Raw genomic sequence first — 17,742 nt, forward strand, 5'->3', positions numbered from 1 at the left:
AAGGCTGATGCGCACGGGCCCCAGCCAGGACGAGGTCCGCCGGCACAACCTCGGGACGCTGCTCCGATATGTGCATGTGCACGGCGCCACGTCCCGGGCGGAGCTCACCAGCCGGCTCGGTCTCAACCGCAGCACGATCGGGGCGCTCACCACCGAGCTGATCGGCGCGGGGCTGGTCAGCGAGGCGGTGCCGAAGGAGACCGGCCGGGCCGGGCGACCCTCGCTGGTCGTCCGGCCCGAGTCGGAGCGGATCTTCGCGTACGCGCTGAGCATCGAGGTGGACCGGGTGCGTGCCGCCCGGGTCGGGCTGGGCGGCCGGATCCTGGAACAGCACGAGACCCGGCGCCCGCCCGGGATGAGCGCGGACGAGGCGGTCGAGCCGCTGGCCCGGTTCGTCCGCGCGATGCACGACCGGACCCCGTCCGACGCCCGCTGCGTGGGCAGTGGCCTCGCGGTGGCCGGCATGGTCCGCCGGGAGGACGGGATGGTCCGGCTGGCGCCGACCATCGGCTGGGTCGAGGAACCGGTGGGCGCGGTGCTGCGGGCCGAGCTGGGCGATCCGGGCCGGCTGACGGTCGGCAATCACGCCGACGTCTGCGCGCTCGCCGAACATGCGCGCGGTGCGGCAGTCGCCTGCGACAACGTCATTTATCTGTACGGGGACGTCGGCGTCGGCGCGGGCATCGTGGCCGGTGGCCGCCGCGTCACCGGTCACGGCGGCTACGGCGGCGAGGTCGGCCACATGGTGGTCAACCCGTACGGCCGGCCGTGCGACTGCGGCTCCCGGGGCTGCTGGGAGACCGAGATCGGCGAGCACGCGCTGCTGCGCCTGTCCGGTCGCGCCGACCGCAGCGGGCGGGACGTAGTGCTCGAAGTGGTGGACGCCGCGGTACGCGGTGACATCCAGGCCCAGCACGCGCTGCGGCACGTCGGCGACTGGATCGGTTTCGGCGTCGGCAACCTGGTCAACATCTTCAACCCGGAGGTGGTGATCTTCGGGGGCACCCTGCGCGACGTCTACCTGGTCGCGGCCGCCCAGATCCGCAGCCGGCTCAACTCGGTCGGGTTGCCGGCCTGCCGGGAGCACGTCCGGCTGCGTACCCCGGAGCTCGGCGCGGACGCCGCGCTGATCGGGGCGGCCGAACTCGCGTTCGAACACCTCCTGGACGATCCACTGGTCTCGTGATCACCCGGCAGGCGTGTGTCATCGCGGAAGATCTATGCTGCCGCGCATGCCCCCGCCCCTTGCCGATTCACCGCTCGAAGTGGACGGTGTCCGTACGCTCCTGGCGCCGACCACCGGCCCGATGCACGCGGGCCTGGTCTTCCGGGTCGGCCTGGTGGACGAGCCACTGGCCCGGCGCGGGATCACCCACCTGGTCGAGCACCTGGTGGCGCACGGGCCGGGCCGGGCCGGGGCGCACCGGAACGGCCGGACCGGGGTCGAGCACACCTATTTCCACGTGCAGGGCGACGCGGACGAGGTCGCCGAGTTCCTGACCGGGATCGGCGAGCGGCTGCGGAACCTGCCGCTCGGGCGGATCGCCGAGGAGCGGGACGCGCTGCGGGCCGAGGCGGCCGGCCGGCCCGCCGCCGATCCGCTGCCGATGTGGCGGCACGGCGCCCGCGACTACGGCCTGTCGAGCTACCCCGAGCTGGGTCTCGCCCAGCTCGGCGCGGACCAGCTGAACGCGTGGGTGGCCCGCTACTTCACCAGGGAGAACGCCGTGCTCTGGGTGGCCGGCGAGGCGATCCCGGCCGGGCTGCGGCTCGACCTGCCGGGCGGTGAGCGGCGCCCGGCGCCGGTCGCCTCGGTGGCACTGCCGAACACACCGGCCTGTTTCGCCGGCGGCTCCGGTGACCTGGCCTGGGACACCGTCGTGCGGCGGGAGCCGCGCGCCGCGGTCCTCGCCAACGTGCTGGAACGCCGGATGACCCGGGACCTGCGGGACACCGGCGCGCAACGGATCCGGACCCGGTACGAGCCCCGCGCCGACGGGACCGCCCGGATCGTCGCCACCCTGGAACCCGGTCCGGACCGGACCCTCACCGGACTCGTCGGCCTGCTCTCCGCGGTCGGTGCCGGCCAGATCGACCAGGACGACGTCACCGCGGTGGCCGAGCTGACCTGTGACGGTCTGCGGGCGGCCGACGAGCGTGGCGCCCGGCTGCCCGGCCAGGCGTTCAACCTGCTCGCCGGGCACCCGGTGCAGAGCCTCGACGAGGCGCTGGCCGGGGTGCGGGCGCTGACCCGGGACGACGTGGCCGAGGTGGCCGGGACGGCGTACCGGGCCGGGCTGTTGATGACACCGGCCGGCACCGATGCGGACCTGCCCGGATACACCCCGGCGACGGCCACCTCGGCCGAGATGGTGACCGGCCGGACGCACCGTGGCCGGAACAACCGCGGCCTCCGGCTCGTCGCCGGTCCGGACGGGGTGAGCGTGCTCGACGGCGACACCGTCACGACCGTCCGGTACGACGCCTGCGCCGCGCTGCTGACCTGGCCGGACGGCGGCCGGCAGCTGATCGGCCAGGACGCGCTGGTGGTCCGGGCCGAGCCCACGCTCTACCGCGGGGCCGACGGGCTGCCGGCCGAGATCGATGCCCGGGTGCCGGCCGAGTCGCGGGTCGACCTCGCGGCCCGTGAGCCGGAGACGGTCCCGCAGCCGCCGGCACCCACCCGGTGGTTCCGCCGCGGCTGAAAGATCTTCAGATCGTAAGAACTCCAGCGGCCGGCTTTCAGTTTTGCGAGGCAGGATGGCCCGGTGAGAACAACGATCCGGGCCGGGTTGTCCGGTGTGGCGGCGGCCGCGGTCGCCCTCGGGGTGGCCGAACTGCTCGCGGTGGTCGCCGGTGCCCGCTCGGCCCCGCTGATCGCGGTCGGCGGTGTGGTCGTCGATCACGTGCCACCCGCGGTCAAGGACTTCGGCATCTCGGTGTTCGGGGTGCACGACAAGACCGCGCTGCTCACCGGGACGGCGATCCTTCTCGGGCTCTATGCGTACGGCGTCGGGGTGCTGGCCCGGCGCTGGTGGCCGGTCGCGATCGGCGGGATCGCGGTGTTCGGCGTGCTCGGCGCGGTCGCGGCGCTGACCCGCCCGGGCGCGGGTGCCGGTGCGGCGCTGCCGGCCCTGATCGGCGCGGCGCTGGCCGTCCCGGTGCTCCGGCACCTGCTCCGCCGCGCCGCCGCGGCCCAGCCCGCCGGCACCCCCGCGCCCGCCGACACCCTTTCGCCCGGCGGCACCGTTTCGCCCGCGCAGCCCGGCAGCGCGCCGGGGTCGGCGGCGCCGGCCGTGCGCGAGCGGTCGCTCCCCGACGTGGCGTATGTCGAGGAGAGCCGCCGTCGTTTCGTCCGGGACCTGGGGATCGTGGCGGCCGTCGCGGCCGGCGGCGGGATCGCCGGCCGGTGGCTGAGCGACCGGGGCGCGGTGACCTCGGCCCGCGGGGCGGTCACCCTGCCGGCCCCGATCGCGGCCGCGCCGGTCGTCCCGGCCGGCGCCCAGGTGACCGGCGCGGTGCCCTACGTGACGCCGAACCGGGACTTCTACCGGATCGACACCGCGCTGATCACGCCGCAGGTCGACCCGTCGGACTGGACCCTGCGGATCCACGGGATGGTCCGCAACCCGATCACCATCACCTGGGCGGAGCTGCTGCAGCGGCCGATGGTCGAGCGGTATGTCACGCTCGCCTGCGTCTCCAACGACGTGGGCGGCGACCTGATCGGGAACGCGCTCTGGCTGGGCACCCCGATCAAGGCGTTGCTCGACGAGGCCGACCCGCTGCCCGGCGCGGACCAGGCGGTGCAGCGCTCGGTGGACGGCTGGACCTGTGGCACCCCGACCGCGGTGCTGCGCGACGGACGGGATGCGCTGCTGGCCGTCGGCATGAACGGCGAGCCGCTGCCGGTGCCGCACGGCTTCCCGGTCCGGATGATCGTTCCCGGACTGTACGGCTACGTCTCCGCCTGCAAGTGGATCACCGAGATCGAGCTGACTCGATTCGCGGACTTCGATGCCTACTGGGTGCCGCGCGGCTGGGCGGCACAGGCGCCGATCAAGACGCAGTCCCGGATCGACACGCCCCGCGACGGTGCCACCCGGCATCCCGGCGAGGTCGTGGTGGCCGGCGTGGCCTGGGCGCAGCACCGCGGGGTCGCCAAGGTCGAGGTGCAGGTCGACGATGGTCCGTGGGCGGTGGCGTCGCTGGCGCCGGCGGTGTCCGACGACACCTGGCGGGAGTGGAAACACTCCTGGACGGCCACGCCCGGCAAGCACGTCCTGCGGGTCCGTGCCACCGATCTCGACGGCTACACGCAGACGTCCGAGCAGGCCTATCCGGCGCCTGACGGTGCCACCGGATGGCACGAGGTGACGGTCTCTGTCGGGTAGTTGAAAGCCGCACTTTCGGTCCGACTCGAAAACGCAAGTCGCTCATACGGTGGGTTGCATGTCCACCGATGCGGTTGAAGAACCGCTGAACCACTCGACACGGCCCTCAGGGGAGGACCGTGTCGCCAGTCGTGTGGTGATGCCGCGCGTCGGGCGAATTCAGGCCGCCGGTGCCTGCCGCTGTGCGGGCACTGCCGATTTGTGGGGACGTCCGAGGCGTGCCTCGAGCCGGACCAGGTCGACCCGTCCGTGACGGTCTGCAAGGTCCTCCCAGCCGACCGCGAGCAGCCGCAGCCGCTCCGATTCGCTGAAACCTCCCCAGACCCCGTACGGCTCGCGCACCGCGAGAGCTTGCGCGGCGCACTCGGCCCTGACCGGGCATGCTCCGCACATCGTCTTGGCCTTGGCCTCGCGGCGATTGCGGGACGAACCGCGCTCGCCGTCCGGGTGGAAGAACTGCGCACTGTCCCGGCCACGGCACAGTCCCAGCCGCTGCCAGTCCCACAGATCGGCGATCGGCCCGGGCAGCCTGCGAACGTTCGACATCAACACCCTCCTCACCGCGCGGCACCGCGGATTGGTCGACACGGGGGCCCGTCACAGGCCTCACGCGGGTGTACCCCGGCAAAAGCCGGCTCACACGCAACATGTCGATGTCTCTGGCGAGCCGTGTGGCAAAGAGGTGGCAAGTCATACCTTTCTTTCCTGTTTTTTCCATCTAAAGCGCGTAATGCTGCGGCCCTCGCGTGATCTCCTCTGAGAGAGAAGGAGGATCACTGTGCGTACCGTCCTCGTGTGCGTCCGAACCCCGCTGGCGGCCCAGACCGTCGCGTCCACCGCGGCCCGGCTCGGCATGACCGGCGTCGTCCGGACTGCGGTCAGCGAGACCGAGGCCATGATCCGACTGGCGGAACGGCCGGCCGAAGTGGTTCTGGCCGATACCGCCGTGACCCGCCCTGACAGCGTCGGCTTCACCCGGCGCGTACTCGCTCGTGCCCCACAGGCGCAGCTGGTGCTCTTCGGTGCTGAAGACCCCCGAGTGGCGGCGGCAGCCGTCGCCGCCGGCGCCCGCGGAGTGATCCGTGGCGTCGAACACGACCTGGTCAGCGTCGTCGCCAAGGCGCTGCTCCTACTGCTGTTGCCGGTACGCCCGCAGGGCATGCCGATCAACGGCGCGAACGCTCAGCCGGCCGGCGTCGCCGGTGGGATGCGCAACAGCAATTCTCCGGCGACTCGCGGGCAGTACCGCGACGGGATCGGCATGACGGTCGCGAACGCGGCGTCCGTGCCGGCCATGCTCGGGCCGAACGCGCCGATGGTGCCGGTGCAGCGCGGTGACGCGCCGATCGACCCGGCCACCGGACGGCCGATGGTGGCCTGGCCGGGCAACGAGGGCGCGGTGATGGCCGACGCTCCGCCGACCGGGCGGCGGCTCACGCTCACCGAGCGCGAGCTGCAGGTGCTGCGCGGGATGGCGGACGGGAAGAGCAACGCCGAGATCGGGCGCGAGCTCTTCGTCTCGGAGGACACCGTCAAGACGCACGCCCGCCGCTTGTTCCGCAAGCTGGGCGCCCGCGACCGCGCACACGCGGTGGCCGCGGGATTCCGGGCGGGCCTGGTGGCCTGAACGACAGGTTGGACAGAATCGGTACGGGGCAGGCGGAGAACAACCGCCTGCCCCGTACCGATGTCAGAGCTCTCTAGCTCGCATCCTCGTCGCTGCCCTCGGTGAGGGTGTCGTGGACGCCGTCGGCGTAACCCCGGGCGTACTCCCAGGTGACGTAGTGATCCGGGTCGGGGTCGTAGGCCGGCTCGTGGACCCGGGGCCGGCCGCTGCTCAACAGGTGGCGCAGGTTGCCCCGGAGCAGATCCCAGTCGAAGTAGTGCGGCTCGTGGCAGTCCTCGCACTCGATGACCAGACCACGGATGCCGGTCGGGCTCAGCAACGCCTGGTAGATCTCCAGATCGGAGAGGTCCTCCAGGACGTCCTGCCGCTCCTCCTCGGTCAGCGGTTCGCTCTCGGCGTCCTCGTTGAGGTCGTCGAGTTCCGCAGCCGGGTCGGCGGGGTCGCCGTTGAAGGGGTCGATCGGCTCTTCTTGCACCCCCATACCGTACTCACCTCCCGGCCGGGTGTGCTGGCCCGCACGTTCTGTCCGCCGCCTGGGTGGCCCCTCCGGGCTGGGTAGGATGATGAACTCCGCCTCTTCTCTAGGGAATGATCTGTGGAAACTGACAGCGCTCGCACTGTTCCTCTCGGTCTGACTTTCGACGACGTGCTGCTGCAGCCAGGTGAGTCGGATGTCGTGCCCAGCCGGGTCAACACGGTGACGCGACTGACCCGCAACGTCGAGTTGTCCATCCCGCTGCTCTCGGCCGGCATGGACACCGTCACCGAGGCGCGGATGGCGATCGCCATGGCCCGTCAGGGTGGCATCGGCGTGCTGCACCGCAACCTCTCGGTGGAGGACCAGGCCACCCAGGTCGACCTGGTGAAGCGGTCCGAGTCCGGCATGATCACCAACCCGATCACCTGCAGCCCGGACGACACCCTGGGCCAGGTCGACGCGCTCTGCGGGCAGTACCGGATCTCCGGCGCCCCGGTGGTCGACGCGTCCGGTGTGCTCGTCGGCATCGTCACCAACCGGGACATGCGGTTCGTCAGCGATATGGACGCCAAGGTCCGGGACGTGATGACCAAGGCCCCGCTGATCACCGCGCCGGTCGGGGTGACCAAGGACCAGGCGCTGGCGCTGCTGAGTCGGCACAAGGTGGAGAAGCTGCCGCTGATCGACGAGGGCGGCCACCTGCGCGGCCTGATCACGGTCAAGGACTTCACCAAGAGCGAGCAGTTCCCGAACGCGGCCAAGGACGGTCAGGGCCGCCTGCGGGTGGCCGCCGCGGTCGGCGTCGGCGACGAGTCGTACAAGCGGGCCCGGGCCCTGGTCGACGCGGGCGTGGACGTGGTCATCGTCGACACCGCGCACGGTCACCAGCGGGCCGTGCTGGAGATGGTGGCCCGGCTGAAGAAGGACACCCCGATCGACATCGTGGGCGGCAACATCGCGACGTTCGCGGGTGCCAAGGCCCTGGTCGAGGCGGGCGCCGACGCGGTGAAGGTGGGTGTCGGCCCGGGCGCGATCTGCACCACCCGGATCGTCGCGGGCGTGGGTGTGCCGCAGATTACCGCGATCATGGAGGCCAGCCGGGCGTGCGCTCCGGCCGGTGTGCCGGTGATCGGTGACGGCGGCATCCAGTACAGCGGTGACATCGCCAAGGCGATCGTGGCCGGCGCCAGCACCGTGATGCTGGGCAGCCTGCTGGCGGGCTCGGAGGAGAGCCCCGGCGAGCTGATCTTCATGAACGGCAAGCAGTTCAAGTCGTACCGGGGGATGGGCTCGCTGGGCGCGATGCAGTCGCGTGGTCAGGCGAAGTCGTACTCCAAGGACCGGTATTTCCAGCAGGATGTGAATGAGGACAAGCTGGTCCCCGAGGGCGTCGAGGGCCAGGTGCCCTATCGTGGTCCTCTGTCCAGGGTGGCGCACCAGTTGATCGGCGGGCTGCGCGCGGCCATGGGCTACGTGGGTGCGGAGACCATCCCCGACCTCCAGGCGCGGGGTCAGCTCATCCGGATCACTGCGGCGGGCCTCAAGGAGTCCCACCCGCACGACATCCAGATGACGGTCGAGGCCCCCAACTACCACTCCCGCTAGAGGATCTGGAACCCCACCATGCGTGACGTCGTGGAAATCGGCCTAGGTAAGACCGCTCAGCGCGGCTACCACCTGGATGACATCGCGATCGTGCCGAGCCGGCGGACCCGGGACGTGGACGACGTGTCGACCGAGTGGAAGCTCGACGCGTACCCATTCAAGATCCCCTGCGTCGCGCACCCGTCGGACGCCACCATGAGCCCGGACTCGGCGATCGCCCTGGGCCGCCTCGGCGGCCTGGGCGTGCTCAACGCCGAGGGCCTCTGGACGCGCTACGAGGACCCCAGCAAGATCCTTGAGGAGCTCGCCTCGCTGGACGAGGAGGCGGACGCCACCAAGCGGCTGCAGGAGGTCTACTCCGAGCCGATCAAGCCGGAGCTGATCGCCGAGCGGGTCCGGCAGATCCGTGAGGGCGGCGTCACCGTCGCGGTCCGGGTGTCGCCGCAGCACACCCTGGCGCTCGCACCGGTGATCCTCGACGCCGGCGTGGACCTGCTGGTCATCCAGGGCACCCTGGTCTCGGCCGAGCACGTCTCGACCACCGACGAGCCGTTGAACCTCAAGGAGTTCATCGCCGACCTCGACCTGCCGGTCATCGTCGGCGGCTGCACCGACTACAAGACCGCCCTGCACCTGATGCGCACCGGTGCGGCCGGCGTGATCGTCGGGGTGGGCGCGGACGAGTGGGCGACCACCGACACCGTGCTTGGGATCCGGGTGCCGATGGCGACCGCGATCGCCGACGCCGCGGCCGCCCGCCGCGACTACCTGGACGAGACCGGTGGCCGCTACGTGCACCTGATCGCCGACGGCGGCATCGCCACCTCCGGCGACATCGCCAAGGCGATCGGCTGCGGCGCCGACGCGGTGATGCTGGGCGAGCCGCTCTCGCTGGCCGAGGGCGCGCCGGCCGGTGGCGCCTGGTGGCACTCGTCGGCCAGCCACCCGGCTCTGCCGCGCGGCGGATTCTGCATCGCGGGCGAGCCGGACGGCAGCCTCGAGCAGCTGCTCTACGGCCCGGCGAACAGCCCGAACGGCCAGCTCAACCTGTTCGGCGGCCTGCGCCGCGCGATGGCCAAGTGCGGCTACCGCGACGTCAAGGAGTTCCAGAAGGTAGCCCTGGTCCTCGACCAGAGCTGAGCCAACTGTGTGAAGTTTGGGTGCGCTCCGCGCCCAAACTCCCCACACCTCAGGCCGAGAGCCCGCAGTGTGTGAAGTTTGGGTGCGCTCCGCGCCCAAACTTCACACACTGGTTAGAGCGCGGGGCGGGTGGTGCCGTTCAGCCAGGCGTCGAAGAAGGCTTTCAGGTCCTTTCCGGACACCTGCTCCGCGGTCGTGATGAACTGGGCGGTGTCGGCGTTGCCGTCCTTGTGGTCGGTGGTCCAGGTCTTCAGCAGCCGGAAGAACGCGTCGTCGCCGATCGTCCTGCGCAGCGCGTGCACGGTCATCCCGCCGCGCTGGTAGACCGGAGCGCCGAAGATCCGGGCCGCTCCCGGGTCGCCGGGCGGGGTGGACCAGTCGAACGCCGCGTACGACTTGTCGAAGAGCTTCTGCGCGGAATCCTGCCCGTCGTGCTCCGACCAGAGCCACTCCGCGTACGTCGCGAACCCCTCGTTGAGCCAGATGTCCTGCCAGCGGCGCAGCGCCACACTGTCGCCGAACCACTGGTGCGCCAGCTCGTGCGCGACCACACCGGGGTTCGGCTCGCCGGCGAAGAACGTGTCGCCGTAGACCGGCCGGGTCTGCGTCTCCAGGGCGTACCCGATGCGTTTGTCGCTGACCACCACGCCACCGTTCGCGTCGAACGGGTACGGCCCGAACACGCTCGCCAGGTAGTCGGTGATCTCCCCGGTCCGGGCCAGTGACGTGGCGGCCGGGCTGGTCGCCGCCATCGACTCGGGCACCGCGACGATCATCGGTTTGCCGTCGTGGGTGGACGTGGTGACCCGGTACTGCCCGATCACCACGGTGGAGAGGTAGCTGGCCATCGGCGAGCCCTCGCTCCACCGCCAGGTGGTCCAGCCGGCCTTCGTCGCGCGCGGCCCGGGCACCCCGTTGCTGATCACTTCCAGCCCGTCCGGCACGGTCATCGCGAGCGCGAACGTGGCCTTGTCCGACGGGTGGTCGTTCACCGGGTACCAGGTGCTGGCCGACTCCGGCTGACCGAGCGCGATACCGCCGTCGGCGGTACGGATCCAGCCGCCGTTGCCCAGCGACTTGTTCTCCAGCTGGTCCGGCGTGCCGCCGTAGTCGACGACCACGGTGAACGCCCGGCCGGCCGGGATGCCGGCGGCCGGTGTGACGGTCAGCTCGTTGCCGGCCGCCCGCCCGGTCGCCGCCGCGCCGTCCACAGTGATCGTGGAGGCGGTCAGGTGGGCCAGGTCGAAGTTCAGGCTGGCCAGGTCCTGTGTCGCGGTCGCGGTGATCGTCGCCCGGCCGGTCAGCTTCCCGGTCTTCGGGTCGTAGCGCAGGTCGAGGTCGTACCCGGCCACGTCGTAGCCGCCGTTGCCGTACTTCGGGAAGTACGGGTCGCCGGCGCCGTCCGCGCCGGGCCGGAAGTCCGGTGCGGCGGTCGGCGTGGCCGAGGATCCCGGCTCCGGCGGATCGTCGTCCGATGTGCAGGCCCCGGCCGTCAGCAGGACGGCCAGCGCGGCGGCCGGCAGCAAACCCCGTCGTCTCATAAGGCGAGGTTAAGACCGGCCGCCCGATCAGCCCTTGTTGACCAGCTTCGGGTGCGCCTTCAGATATGCCGGGATCTTGCCCTTGGCCACCGCGTTGAGGAAGCCGCGAGCCTCGGTGTTCAGCTGTTCGCCCAGGTAGCCGCCGCCGCTGCCGACTCCGCTGCCGTCCAGGTGGACCATGGTGACCTTCGCCGGTGCGAGGTCACGCAAGGCGTACGCGTACTCGACCGGGCGACGCCCGCCCACCGTGACGAGGGTCTTGCCGAGCGCGGTGATCACGGCTTCCAGCTTCGTCGCGTCGGTCAGTTGCTCGCTCAGCGCCTTGGTGAGGATCGCCTTGACCAGCTGCCGCTGATGACGGGTCCGGTCGTAGTCGCCGTTCGGCAGGCCGTACCGCTGGCGGGCGTAGTCGATCGCCTGCCAGCCGGTCAGGTGCCGCTTGCCGGGCAGGTAGACCGCCTGCGGGCCGACGTAGTCGTGACCGACCAGCTTGCGGGCCTTGCCGTCCGGGGTGCGGTGCCGGGACTTGACCTTCTGATCCACGGTGAGGTCGATGCCGCCGAGCTTGTCGACGAGCTTGTCCAGGCCGCCGAAGTTGAGGATCGCCCCGGCCTGGATGGTCTTGATGCCGGTGTAGTTGCCGATGGTCTTGGCCAGCAGCTCGTACCCGTTCTGGATGTTCTTGGTCTTCTTGCCGGGCAGCCGGGAGCCGTACGCCATCGCCTCGGTGATCTTGTGGCGCCCGCCGGCGAAGCCGGACTTCTTGAACGCCGGGATGACCACCCGCAGGTCCCGGGGGAGCGAGTAGAGGTACGCGGACTTCAGGCCGGTGTCGACGTGCAACAGCATGATCGTGTCGGAGTGCGACTCCCAGTCCGAAATGGTGATCCGGGTGTCCACGCCGACCAGCAGCAGGTCCAGCGGGCCGGTGATGTCGGCGCCGGGGGAGGGCGCCGGTGACGCCGACGGGCTCGGTGTCGACTCCAGCACCGGCGCGGAGGCCGGCGCCGAACCCACCGGAGCGGCGTCGGTGCTGTCCGAGCCCCGGTTGACGGCGACCGCCACACCGATGCCGGCGAGCAGGGCCACCACTGCCCCGATCACCACGGCCCACGTGATCTTGCTGTTCCGCATAGCGGCACCCTAAGTCACGGCCGTGACGTGCTCAATCCCCATTCATCCCGTTCTCTGGAAGGGGTCTTGCGAAATTTATGATCACCAGTACTCTGGCCGGGCGATTCGCCGGTTCGCGGCGATCGCCACGGGGAGGCACTCGCATATGAACCCTCAAGCCCGGCGGTGGACCGTCGGACTTCTTTCCGCAACTCTGATCACCGGGGCGGGCGCCATCGCCGGTCCGGCCAGCGCTGCGGAAGTCGCGCCGGTACCGCTGGTGATCGGCCTCAAGCCCGGCCACGACGCCTCCGCCAAGCTGGCCACCCTGGCCCGGCTCGGTCTGCAGGGCGCCGAGGCGCAGGGACAGGCCCGCAAGGGACTGCTCGCCGAGATCGGCGCCAAAGCAATCAGTGTTCCGGCCAACCGGGTCGACCTCGCGCTGGCCCTGCTGCGACAGGACCCGGCGGTCGCCTACGCCTCGGTCGACCACGTGGCCAAGGTCGTCGACGTCACGCCGAACGACACGGTGTACGCCAACGGCCAGCCCGAGCTGCCGCAGCTGAACGTGCCGGCCGCCTGGGACACCACCACCGGTACGGATTCGGTCGTCGTCGCGGTCGTCGACAGCGGAGTGACCCCGGTCGGCGACCTGGCCGACCAGCTCGTGCCCGGCATGGACTTCGTCGCCGGCGACAACGACCCGCGCGACGGTGGCGACTTCCCGCACGGGACGGTCGTCGCGTCGCTGATCGCGGCCAAGGGCAACAACGGCACCGGCATGGCCGGTGTCTGCTGGGAGTGCAAGATCATGCCGGTCCGGGTGATGGACCACACGGGCTCCGGTCCGTTCTCGACCATCGCCCAGGGCATCGTCTACGCGGCCCAGAACAACGCCGACATCATCAACCTGTCGCTGGGTTCGCCCTACAACGACCCGGTGGTCGCGAACGCGGTGGCCTACGCCAACGCGCGTGGCGTCCTGGTGGTGGCCGCGGCCGGCAACGACAACAAGACCAGCAAGTTCTATCCGGCGGCGTACCCGGACGTGCTGTCGGTCGGCGGCACGAACACCTACAACACCCCCGACGTCCAGAAGAAGTCCAGCTTCTCCAACTACGGGACGAACTGGGTCGACGTGGCGGCGCCGGGCATCACGGCCGGCATGACCAAGACCGGCAAGTACTGCCACGGCGACGACACCACCCCGGACGACACGTCGTGCGGGGAGATCATCAACGGCACGCGGTACTACTACGTGCAGGGCACGTCGTTCGCGTCGCCGCTGGTGGCCGGCATCGCCGGGCTGGTCAAGTCGGCGCACCCGACCTACACCGGCTGGGCCTTGCAGAGCGCCATCACCCGCTCGACCAAGACCGGAACGGCCCGCAACTGGACCCGGTACGGCCTGGTGGACGCGGCCAAGGCGCTCACCATGGACACCGACGCCCGGGTGCCGACCATCGGGTACATCTCGCCGGGACAGAACGCCAAGGTGCACGGCAACGTCGCGATCAAGCCGGTCGGCGCGACCGACAGCTGGTCCGGTGTGATGAAGGCGGAGCTGTACGTCAACGGCAAGTGGGCCGACTGGGCCTACAAGGCGCCGTTCGCGCCCACGCTGAAGACCGGGACCCGCAACGGCCCGATCAAGGTCAAGCTGAAGGTCACCGACAAGGCCGGCAACGCGGCCTGGACCGGTGAGCGCACGGTGATCGCGGACAACATCAAGCCCAAGGTCGCGCTCACCAGCGCCAAGAAGAACAAGGCGAAGGTGTCCGGCACCGTCACGATCAAGGCGAAGGCCAGTGACGTGTCCGGGATCAGCAAGGTGCAGCTGCTGGTCAACGGCAAGGTGGTGGCGACCGACACCACCGCCGGTTACTCGCTGAGCTTCAAGGTCAAGAACCAGGCCAAGAAGATGAACGTGCGCCTCCGGGCGTACGACAAGGCGGGCAACTACCTCACCACCGCGGTCCTGCGCACGTACTACCGCGCCTGACGCATCGCACCAACGAGGGGCCGGTCGGTGACGACCGGCCCCTCGTCGTCTTCCGGCCGGGCCGCCGTCGGTAAACTCGCCGGGTGAGTACCCCGCGTCCCGTTCTCGTCGTCGACTTCGGCGCCCAGTACGCCCAGTTGATCGCCCGCCGGGTCCGTGAGGCCCGCGTCTATTCGGAGATCGTCCCGCACTCGATGCCGGTGGCCGAGATGCTGGCGAAGAACCCCGCTGCGATCATCCTCTCCGGCGGCCCCTCCAGCGTCTACGAGCCGGGCGCGCCCTCGCTCGACCCGGGCCTGTTCGATCATGACGTCCCGGTCTTCGGCATCTGTTACGGCTTCCAGGCGATGGCACAGGCCCTCGGCGGCACGGTCGCGCAGACCGGCTCCCGGGAGTACGGCCGGACCCTGCTCGCCGCACAGGGCGGCACCCTGCTCCGCGACCTGCCGGCCGACCTGCCGGTCTGGATGAGCCACGGCGACAGCGTCGCGGTCGCCCCCTCCGGCTTCGCGGTCACCGCGTCCACCCCGGGCGCGCCGGTCGCGGCGTTCGAGGACCTCACCGCCAAGCGCGCCGGTGTGCAGTTCCACCCCGAGGTGGCGCACACCGAGCAGGGCCAGGAAATGCTCAAGCGCTTCCTGTACGACATCGCCGGCATCGAGCCCACCTGGACGCCGAGCAACATCATCGACGAGCAGGTCGCGCTGATCCGCGAGCAGGTCGGCGACAAGCAGGTCATCTGCGGCCTCTCCGGCGGTGTCGACTCGGCGGTCGCCGCGGCGCTCGTCCAGAAGGCCATCGGTGACCAGCTCACCTGTGTCTTCGTCGACCACGGCCTGCTGCGCGCCGGCGAGGCCGAGCAGGTCGAGAAGGACTACGTGGCGTCCACCGGGGTCCGGCTGGTCGTCGTCAACGCGGAGGAGCAGTTCCTCGGCCACCTGGCGGGTGTCATCGACCCCGAGCAGAAGCGCAAGATCATCGGCCGGGAGTTCATCCGGTCGTTCGAGGCCGCGGCCCGTGACCTGGACGCCGAGCGGCACATCGAGTTCCTCGTGCAGGGCACGCTCTACCCCGACGTGGTGGAGTCCGGCGGCGGCACCGGCACCGCGAACATCAAGTCGCACCACAACGTCGGTGGCCTCCCCGACGACCTGCAGTTCGCGCTGATCGAGCCGCTGCGCACGCTCTTCAAGGACGAGGTGCGCGCGATCGGCTCGGAGCTCGGCCTGCCCGACGAGATCGTGCAGCGGCACCCGTTCCCGGGTCCCGGCCTGGCCATCCGGATCATCGGCGCGGTCGACCGGGAGCGGCTGGACCTGCTGCGCCAGGCCGACCTGATCGCCCGCGAGGAGCTCACCGCGGCCGGTCTGGACCGGGACGTCTGGCAGTTCCCGGTGGTGCTGCTGGCCGACGTGCGCAGTGTCGGCGTGCAGGGCGACGGCCGGACCTACGGGCACCCGGTGGTGCTGCGTCCGGTCTCCTCGGAGGACGCGATGACCGCCGATTGGTCCCGCCTGCCGTACGACGTGATCGCCAAGATCTCGAACCGGATCACCAACGAGGTCCGGGAGGTCAACCGGGTCGTGCTGGACGTCACGAGCAAGCCCCCGGGCACCATCGAGTGGGAGTGACGGTCAGTAGTGGATCTATAGCTCAGGGCGGGTAAAAACGCCCTGAGCTGCGGTTACACAGCGCTATCCAACTGTCAGGAACCCGACAGACGCCCTGGATAGGTAACATAATCCGGGCAGAATGCCGCTTCGTGACCCCCGCACTGGAACCGCTCCGCAGGATCGCCGCCTACGCCGTCGCGACTGACGACGAAGGCCGCGTCCTCCTGGTCCGGGCCTCGGCCAAATCCGGTACGCCCGGAATCTGGTCGTTGCCCGGCGGCGCCGTCGACCACGGCGAAGACCCCAACCACACCGTCGTCCGCGAGACCGCGGCGGAGACCGGGCTCTCCGTCGCCGTCACCGGGTTGCGTGACGTCCTGGCCGACATGCGCTCGCTGCCGCACCGCGGCGTCACCATCCACACCGACCGGCTGATCTACACCGTGTCGGTCCGCGGCGGCAACCTGATCGACCGGGTCGGCCACCCCACCGACCTGGCGCGCTGGACCACCCTGGAAGAGGCCGAGGGGCTGAAGCTGCGGCCGTTCGCCGCCGCCGCGCTCGGGCTCAGCGCCGCCTCCGCCGACCTGCGCCCCGACGTGCCGCCGACCTTCCCGTCGTTCTACGCGTACGAGGGGCCGGACGGGCTGCACCGGGCGCAGCGCTTCGCGGCGTACGCGATCGCCACCGACCCGTACGAAAACCTTCTTTTGACGCGAATCGCCCCGGGCTATCCCGGCGCCGGTTGCTGGCACCTGCCCGGCGGCGGCACCGACTACGGCGAGCAGCCCGGCACCGCGCTGCTCCGCGAACTCGTCGAGGAGACCGGGCAGGCCGGCCGGCTGATCGAGCTGCTCGGGGTGGCCAGCCACCGCGACGCGGCCTCGCTCGGCCCGGAGGGCTACCCGATCGACTGGCACGGCGTCCGGGCGTTCTACCGGGTGGTGGTGGACCAGCCGACCGAGGTGACCATCCACGACGTCGGCGGCTCCACCTCGGATGCCCGCTGGATGCCGCTCAAGGAGGTCGCCGAACTGGCCTCCGACCAGCTCACCGACGTCACCGCGGACGCCTTGCGCGCGGCGCGGCTAATCTAGGTCAGGTCTCGCGGGTCGCGCGAGACGCGACCCGCGAGGACAGGACGTCGGCCCGTGAAGATCAGAAGGGCCGCGGCGTACGGCGTGTGCCGCTCCGCCGACGGCAGCGTCCTGCTCGCCCGCGGATCGGAGCTCAGCGCGTTCCCCGGCGTCTGGTCGCTGCCCGGCGGCGGCGTCGAGCACGGCGAGCACCCGGCCGACGCGGTCGTCCGGGAGTTCGGTGAGGAGACCGGCCTGCTGGTCGCGGTCACCGGGGTCCGTGCCGTGGTGGCCGACGTGATCGCCCTGCCGGACGGGCCGGTCGAGCACACCGACCGGATCATCTACGACGTCACGGTCCAGGACGGCGTGCTGCGCGCCGAGGCCGACGGCACCACCGACCTGGCCGCGTGGCTGACGCCCGCCACCGTCGCCGAGGTGCCGCTGCTGCCGTTCACCGCACACGCCCTCGGCGCACCGTCCGACCTGCCGGCCGTGCCGGACGACGACGAGCCGGTCCGCCGGGGCACCCGGGTGCAGCGGTTCGGGGCGTACGGTCTGGTCACCGACCCGGCCGGCCGGGTCCTGCTGGCCCGGATCACCGAGGGTTACCCCGGCGGCGGCCAGTGGCACCTGCCGGGCGGCGGCACCGACTTCGGCGAGACGCCCGAGCAGGGTCTGCTCCGCGAGCTCGACGAGGAGACCTCGCAGCGCGGCCGGGTGGACGGATTGCTCACCGTCGGCCACCGCTACGACCCGGCGGCACTCGGGCCCGAGGGCATTCCGATGGATTGGCATGTGATCCGCGTCGTTTACCGGGTAAGGGTGGATGAACCGGTCACCGCATCGGTCACCGAGGCGGCCGGCGGATCCACCGACCGGGCGTCCTGGTTCACCCTCGGTGAGGTGGGCGAACTGCCCTTGACCGAACTGGCCCAGGAAGCACTGGCCCACACGGGCTAAAATCGTTACCAGGAAGATGGAGAGCGGCCCGTTGCGCAGCGCAACTAATCGGCCTCTCGCCAAGGCCGTTTCGCTGTGCGATGGTGTAACCCGCAATTTCGCCGGGCTCGTCACGATGCCGGTGGACCCCGAACTCCATGGAGGAAGCACGTGCCGAGTACCCCTTGGCGCCGGCGTCGATCGACGGATA

Annotated in this window: 14 protein-coding genes; 10 read left to right on the top strand and 4 right to left on the bottom strand. The window is 70.8% G+C overall.

From position 1 onward, the window contains the following. The first annotated feature begins 7 nt into the window (after positions 1 to 7). The 3 genes from ADL15_RS12085 to ADL15_RS12095 all read left to right on the top strand — a co-directional run bounded on the left by ADL15_RS12085 (position 8) and on the right by ADL15_RS12095 (position 4,394). Positions 8 to 1,186 carry an ROK family transcriptional regulator gene (locus ADL15_RS12085; RefSeq protein WP_067688506.1) on the top strand — a complete coding sequence of 393 codons (1,179 nt, stop codon included), beginning with the start codon at positions 8 to 10 and terminating at the stop codon, positions 1,184 to 1,186. A 46-nt stretch (positions 1,187 to 1,232) separates the two neighbouring features. Continuing rightward, positions 1,233 to 2,705, top strand: coding sequence for a peptidase M16 family protein (locus tag ADL15_RS12090; protein WP_067689069.1), 1,473 nt, complete (start codon positions 1,233 to 1,235; stop codon positions 2,703 to 2,705). Positions 2,706 to 2,768: 63 nt separating this feature from the next. After that, a complete protein-coding gene (locus tag ADL15_RS12095; RefSeq protein WP_067688508.1) occupies positions 2,769 to 4,394 on the top strand; it encodes a molybdopterin-dependent oxidoreductase in 1,626 nt (541 codons plus the stop codon). 159 nt (positions 4,395 to 4,553) lie between these two features. On the opposite strand, the gene ADL15_RS12100 is transcribed toward ADL15_RS12095, so the two are convergent. After that, positions 4,554 to 4,940 (bottom strand): WhiB family transcriptional regulator, encoded by a 387-nt coding sequence (locus ADL15_RS12100; protein WP_067688511.1) that lies wholly within the window; start codon positions 4,938 to 4,940, stop codon positions 4,554 to 4,556. A gap of 232 nt (positions 4,941 to 5,172) precedes the next feature. On the opposite strand from ADL15_RS12100, the gene ADL15_RS12105 reads away from it, so the two are divergent. Beyond that, on the top strand, positions 5,173 to 6,021 hold the full coding sequence (locus tag ADL15_RS12105) for a response regulator transcription factor (RefSeq protein ID WP_067688514.1): 849 nt from the start codon (positions 5,173 to 5,175) through the stop codon (positions 6,019 to 6,021). A gap of 73 nt (positions 6,022 to 6,094) precedes the next feature. Here the strand turns inward: ADL15_RS12105 and ADL15_RS12110 are convergent, their stop codons facing one another. Beyond that, positions 6,095 to 6,496, bottom strand: coding sequence for a DUF5319 domain-containing protein (locus ADL15_RS12110; protein WP_067689071.1), 402 nt, complete (start codon positions 6,494 to 6,496; stop codon positions 6,095 to 6,097). Positions 6,497 to 6,616: 120 nt separating this feature from the next. Here ADL15_RS12110 and guaB point away from each other — a divergent pair, with 120 nt between their 5' ends. Together guaB and ADL15_RS12120 are read left to right on the top strand one after the other, a co-directional pair. Then, positions 6,617 to 8,104: an IMP dehydrogenase gene (guaB, locus tag ADL15_RS12115; RefSeq protein WP_067688517.1), complete on the top strand. Its 1,488-nt coding sequence runs from the start codon at positions 6,617 to 6,619 to the stop codon at positions 8,102 to 8,104. An 18-nt stretch (positions 8,105 to 8,122) separates the two neighbouring features. After that, the gene (locus tag ADL15_RS12120; RefSeq protein ID WP_067688528.1) at positions 8,123 to 9,244 is read left to right on the top strand and encodes a GuaB3 family IMP dehydrogenase-related protein; all 1,122 of its coding nucleotides are present in this window, start codon (positions 8,123 to 8,125) and stop codon (positions 9,242 to 9,244) included. A 113-nt stretch (positions 9,245 to 9,357) separates the two neighbouring features. Here the strand turns inward: ADL15_RS12120 and ADL15_RS12125 are convergent, their stop codons facing one another. Then, the gene (locus ADL15_RS12125; RefSeq protein ID WP_067688531.1) at positions 9,358 to 10,785 is read right to left on the bottom strand and encodes a M1 family metallopeptidase; all 1,428 of its coding nucleotides are present in this window, start codon (positions 10,783 to 10,785) and stop codon (positions 9,358 to 9,360) included. 27 nt (positions 10,786 to 10,812) lie between these two features. Continuing rightward, positions 10,813 to 11,919: an LCP family protein gene (locus tag ADL15_RS12130; RefSeq protein WP_083971172.1), complete on the bottom strand. Its 1,107-nt coding sequence runs from the start codon at positions 11,917 to 11,919 to the stop codon at positions 10,813 to 10,815. A gap of 145 nt (positions 11,920 to 12,064) precedes the next feature. On the opposite strand from ADL15_RS12130, the gene ADL15_RS12135 reads away from it, so the two are divergent. The 4 genes from ADL15_RS12135 (at position 12,065) to ADL15_RS12150 (ending at position 17,552) form a co-directional block, all read left to right on the top strand. Continuing rightward, positions 12,065 to 13,900, top strand: coding sequence for a S8 family serine peptidase (locus tag ADL15_RS12135; protein ID WP_067688534.1), 1,836 nt, complete (start codon positions 12,065 to 12,067; stop codon positions 13,898 to 13,900). 83 nt (positions 13,901 to 13,983) lie between these two features. After that, positions 13,984 to 15,531 (top strand): glutamine-hydrolyzing GMP synthase, encoded by a 1,548-nt coding sequence (guaA, locus tag ADL15_RS12140; protein ID WP_067688537.1) that lies wholly within the window; start codon positions 13,984 to 13,986, stop codon positions 15,529 to 15,531. A 131-nt stretch (positions 15,532 to 15,662) separates the two neighbouring features. Next, a complete protein-coding gene (locus ADL15_RS12145) occupies positions 15,663 to 16,610 on the top strand; it encodes an NUDIX hydrolase (protein ID WP_067688540.1) in 948 nt (315 codons plus the stop codon). Between the two features lie 54 nt (positions 16,611 to 16,664). Then, positions 16,665 to 17,552 carry an NUDIX domain-containing protein gene (locus tag ADL15_RS12150; RefSeq protein ID WP_067688543.1) on the top strand — a complete coding sequence of 296 codons (888 nt, stop codon included), beginning with the start codon at positions 16,665 to 16,667 and terminating at the stop codon, positions 17,550 to 17,552. The last annotated feature ends 190 nt before the right edge of the window (positions 17,553 to 17,742 follow it).

It is taken from the genome of Actinoplanes awajinensis subsp. mycoplanecinus (genome assembly GCF_001509495.1).
Lineage (GTDB): Bacteria > Actinomycetota > Actinomycetes > Mycobacteriales > Micromonosporaceae > Actinoplanes > Actinoplanes palleronii.

Excerpts from the sequence above, each read along its gene's own strand:
- ADL15_RS12100 (WP_067688511.1), bottom strand. The coding sequence starts at position 4,940 with ATGTCGAACGTTCGCAGGCTGCCCGGGCCGATCGCCGATCTGTGGGAC.
- ADL15_RS12125 (WP_067688531.1), bottom strand. The coding sequence starts at position 10,785 with ATGAGACGACGGGGTTTGCTGCCGGCCGCCGCGCTGGCCGTCCTGCTG.
- ADL15_RS12090 (WP_067689069.1), top strand. The coding sequence starts at position 1,233 with ATGCCCCCGCCCCTTGCCGATTCACCGCTCGAAGTGGACGGTGTCCGT.
- ADL15_RS12135 (WP_067688534.1), top strand. The coding sequence starts at position 12,065 with ATGAACCCTCAAGCCCGGCGGTGGACCGTCGGACTTCTTTCCGCAACT.
- ADL15_RS12130 (WP_083971172.1), bottom strand. The coding sequence starts at position 11,919 with ATGCGGAACAGCAAGATCACGTGGGCCGTGGTGATCGGGGCAGTGGTG.
- ADL15_RS12120 (WP_067688528.1), top strand. The coding sequence starts at position 8,123 with ATGCGTGACGTCGTGGAAATCGGCCTAGGTAAGACCGCTCAGCGCGGC.
- ADL15_RS12085 (WP_067688506.1), top strand. The coding sequence starts at position 8 with ATGCGCACGGGCCCCAGCCAGGACGAGGTCCGCCGGCACAACCTCGGG.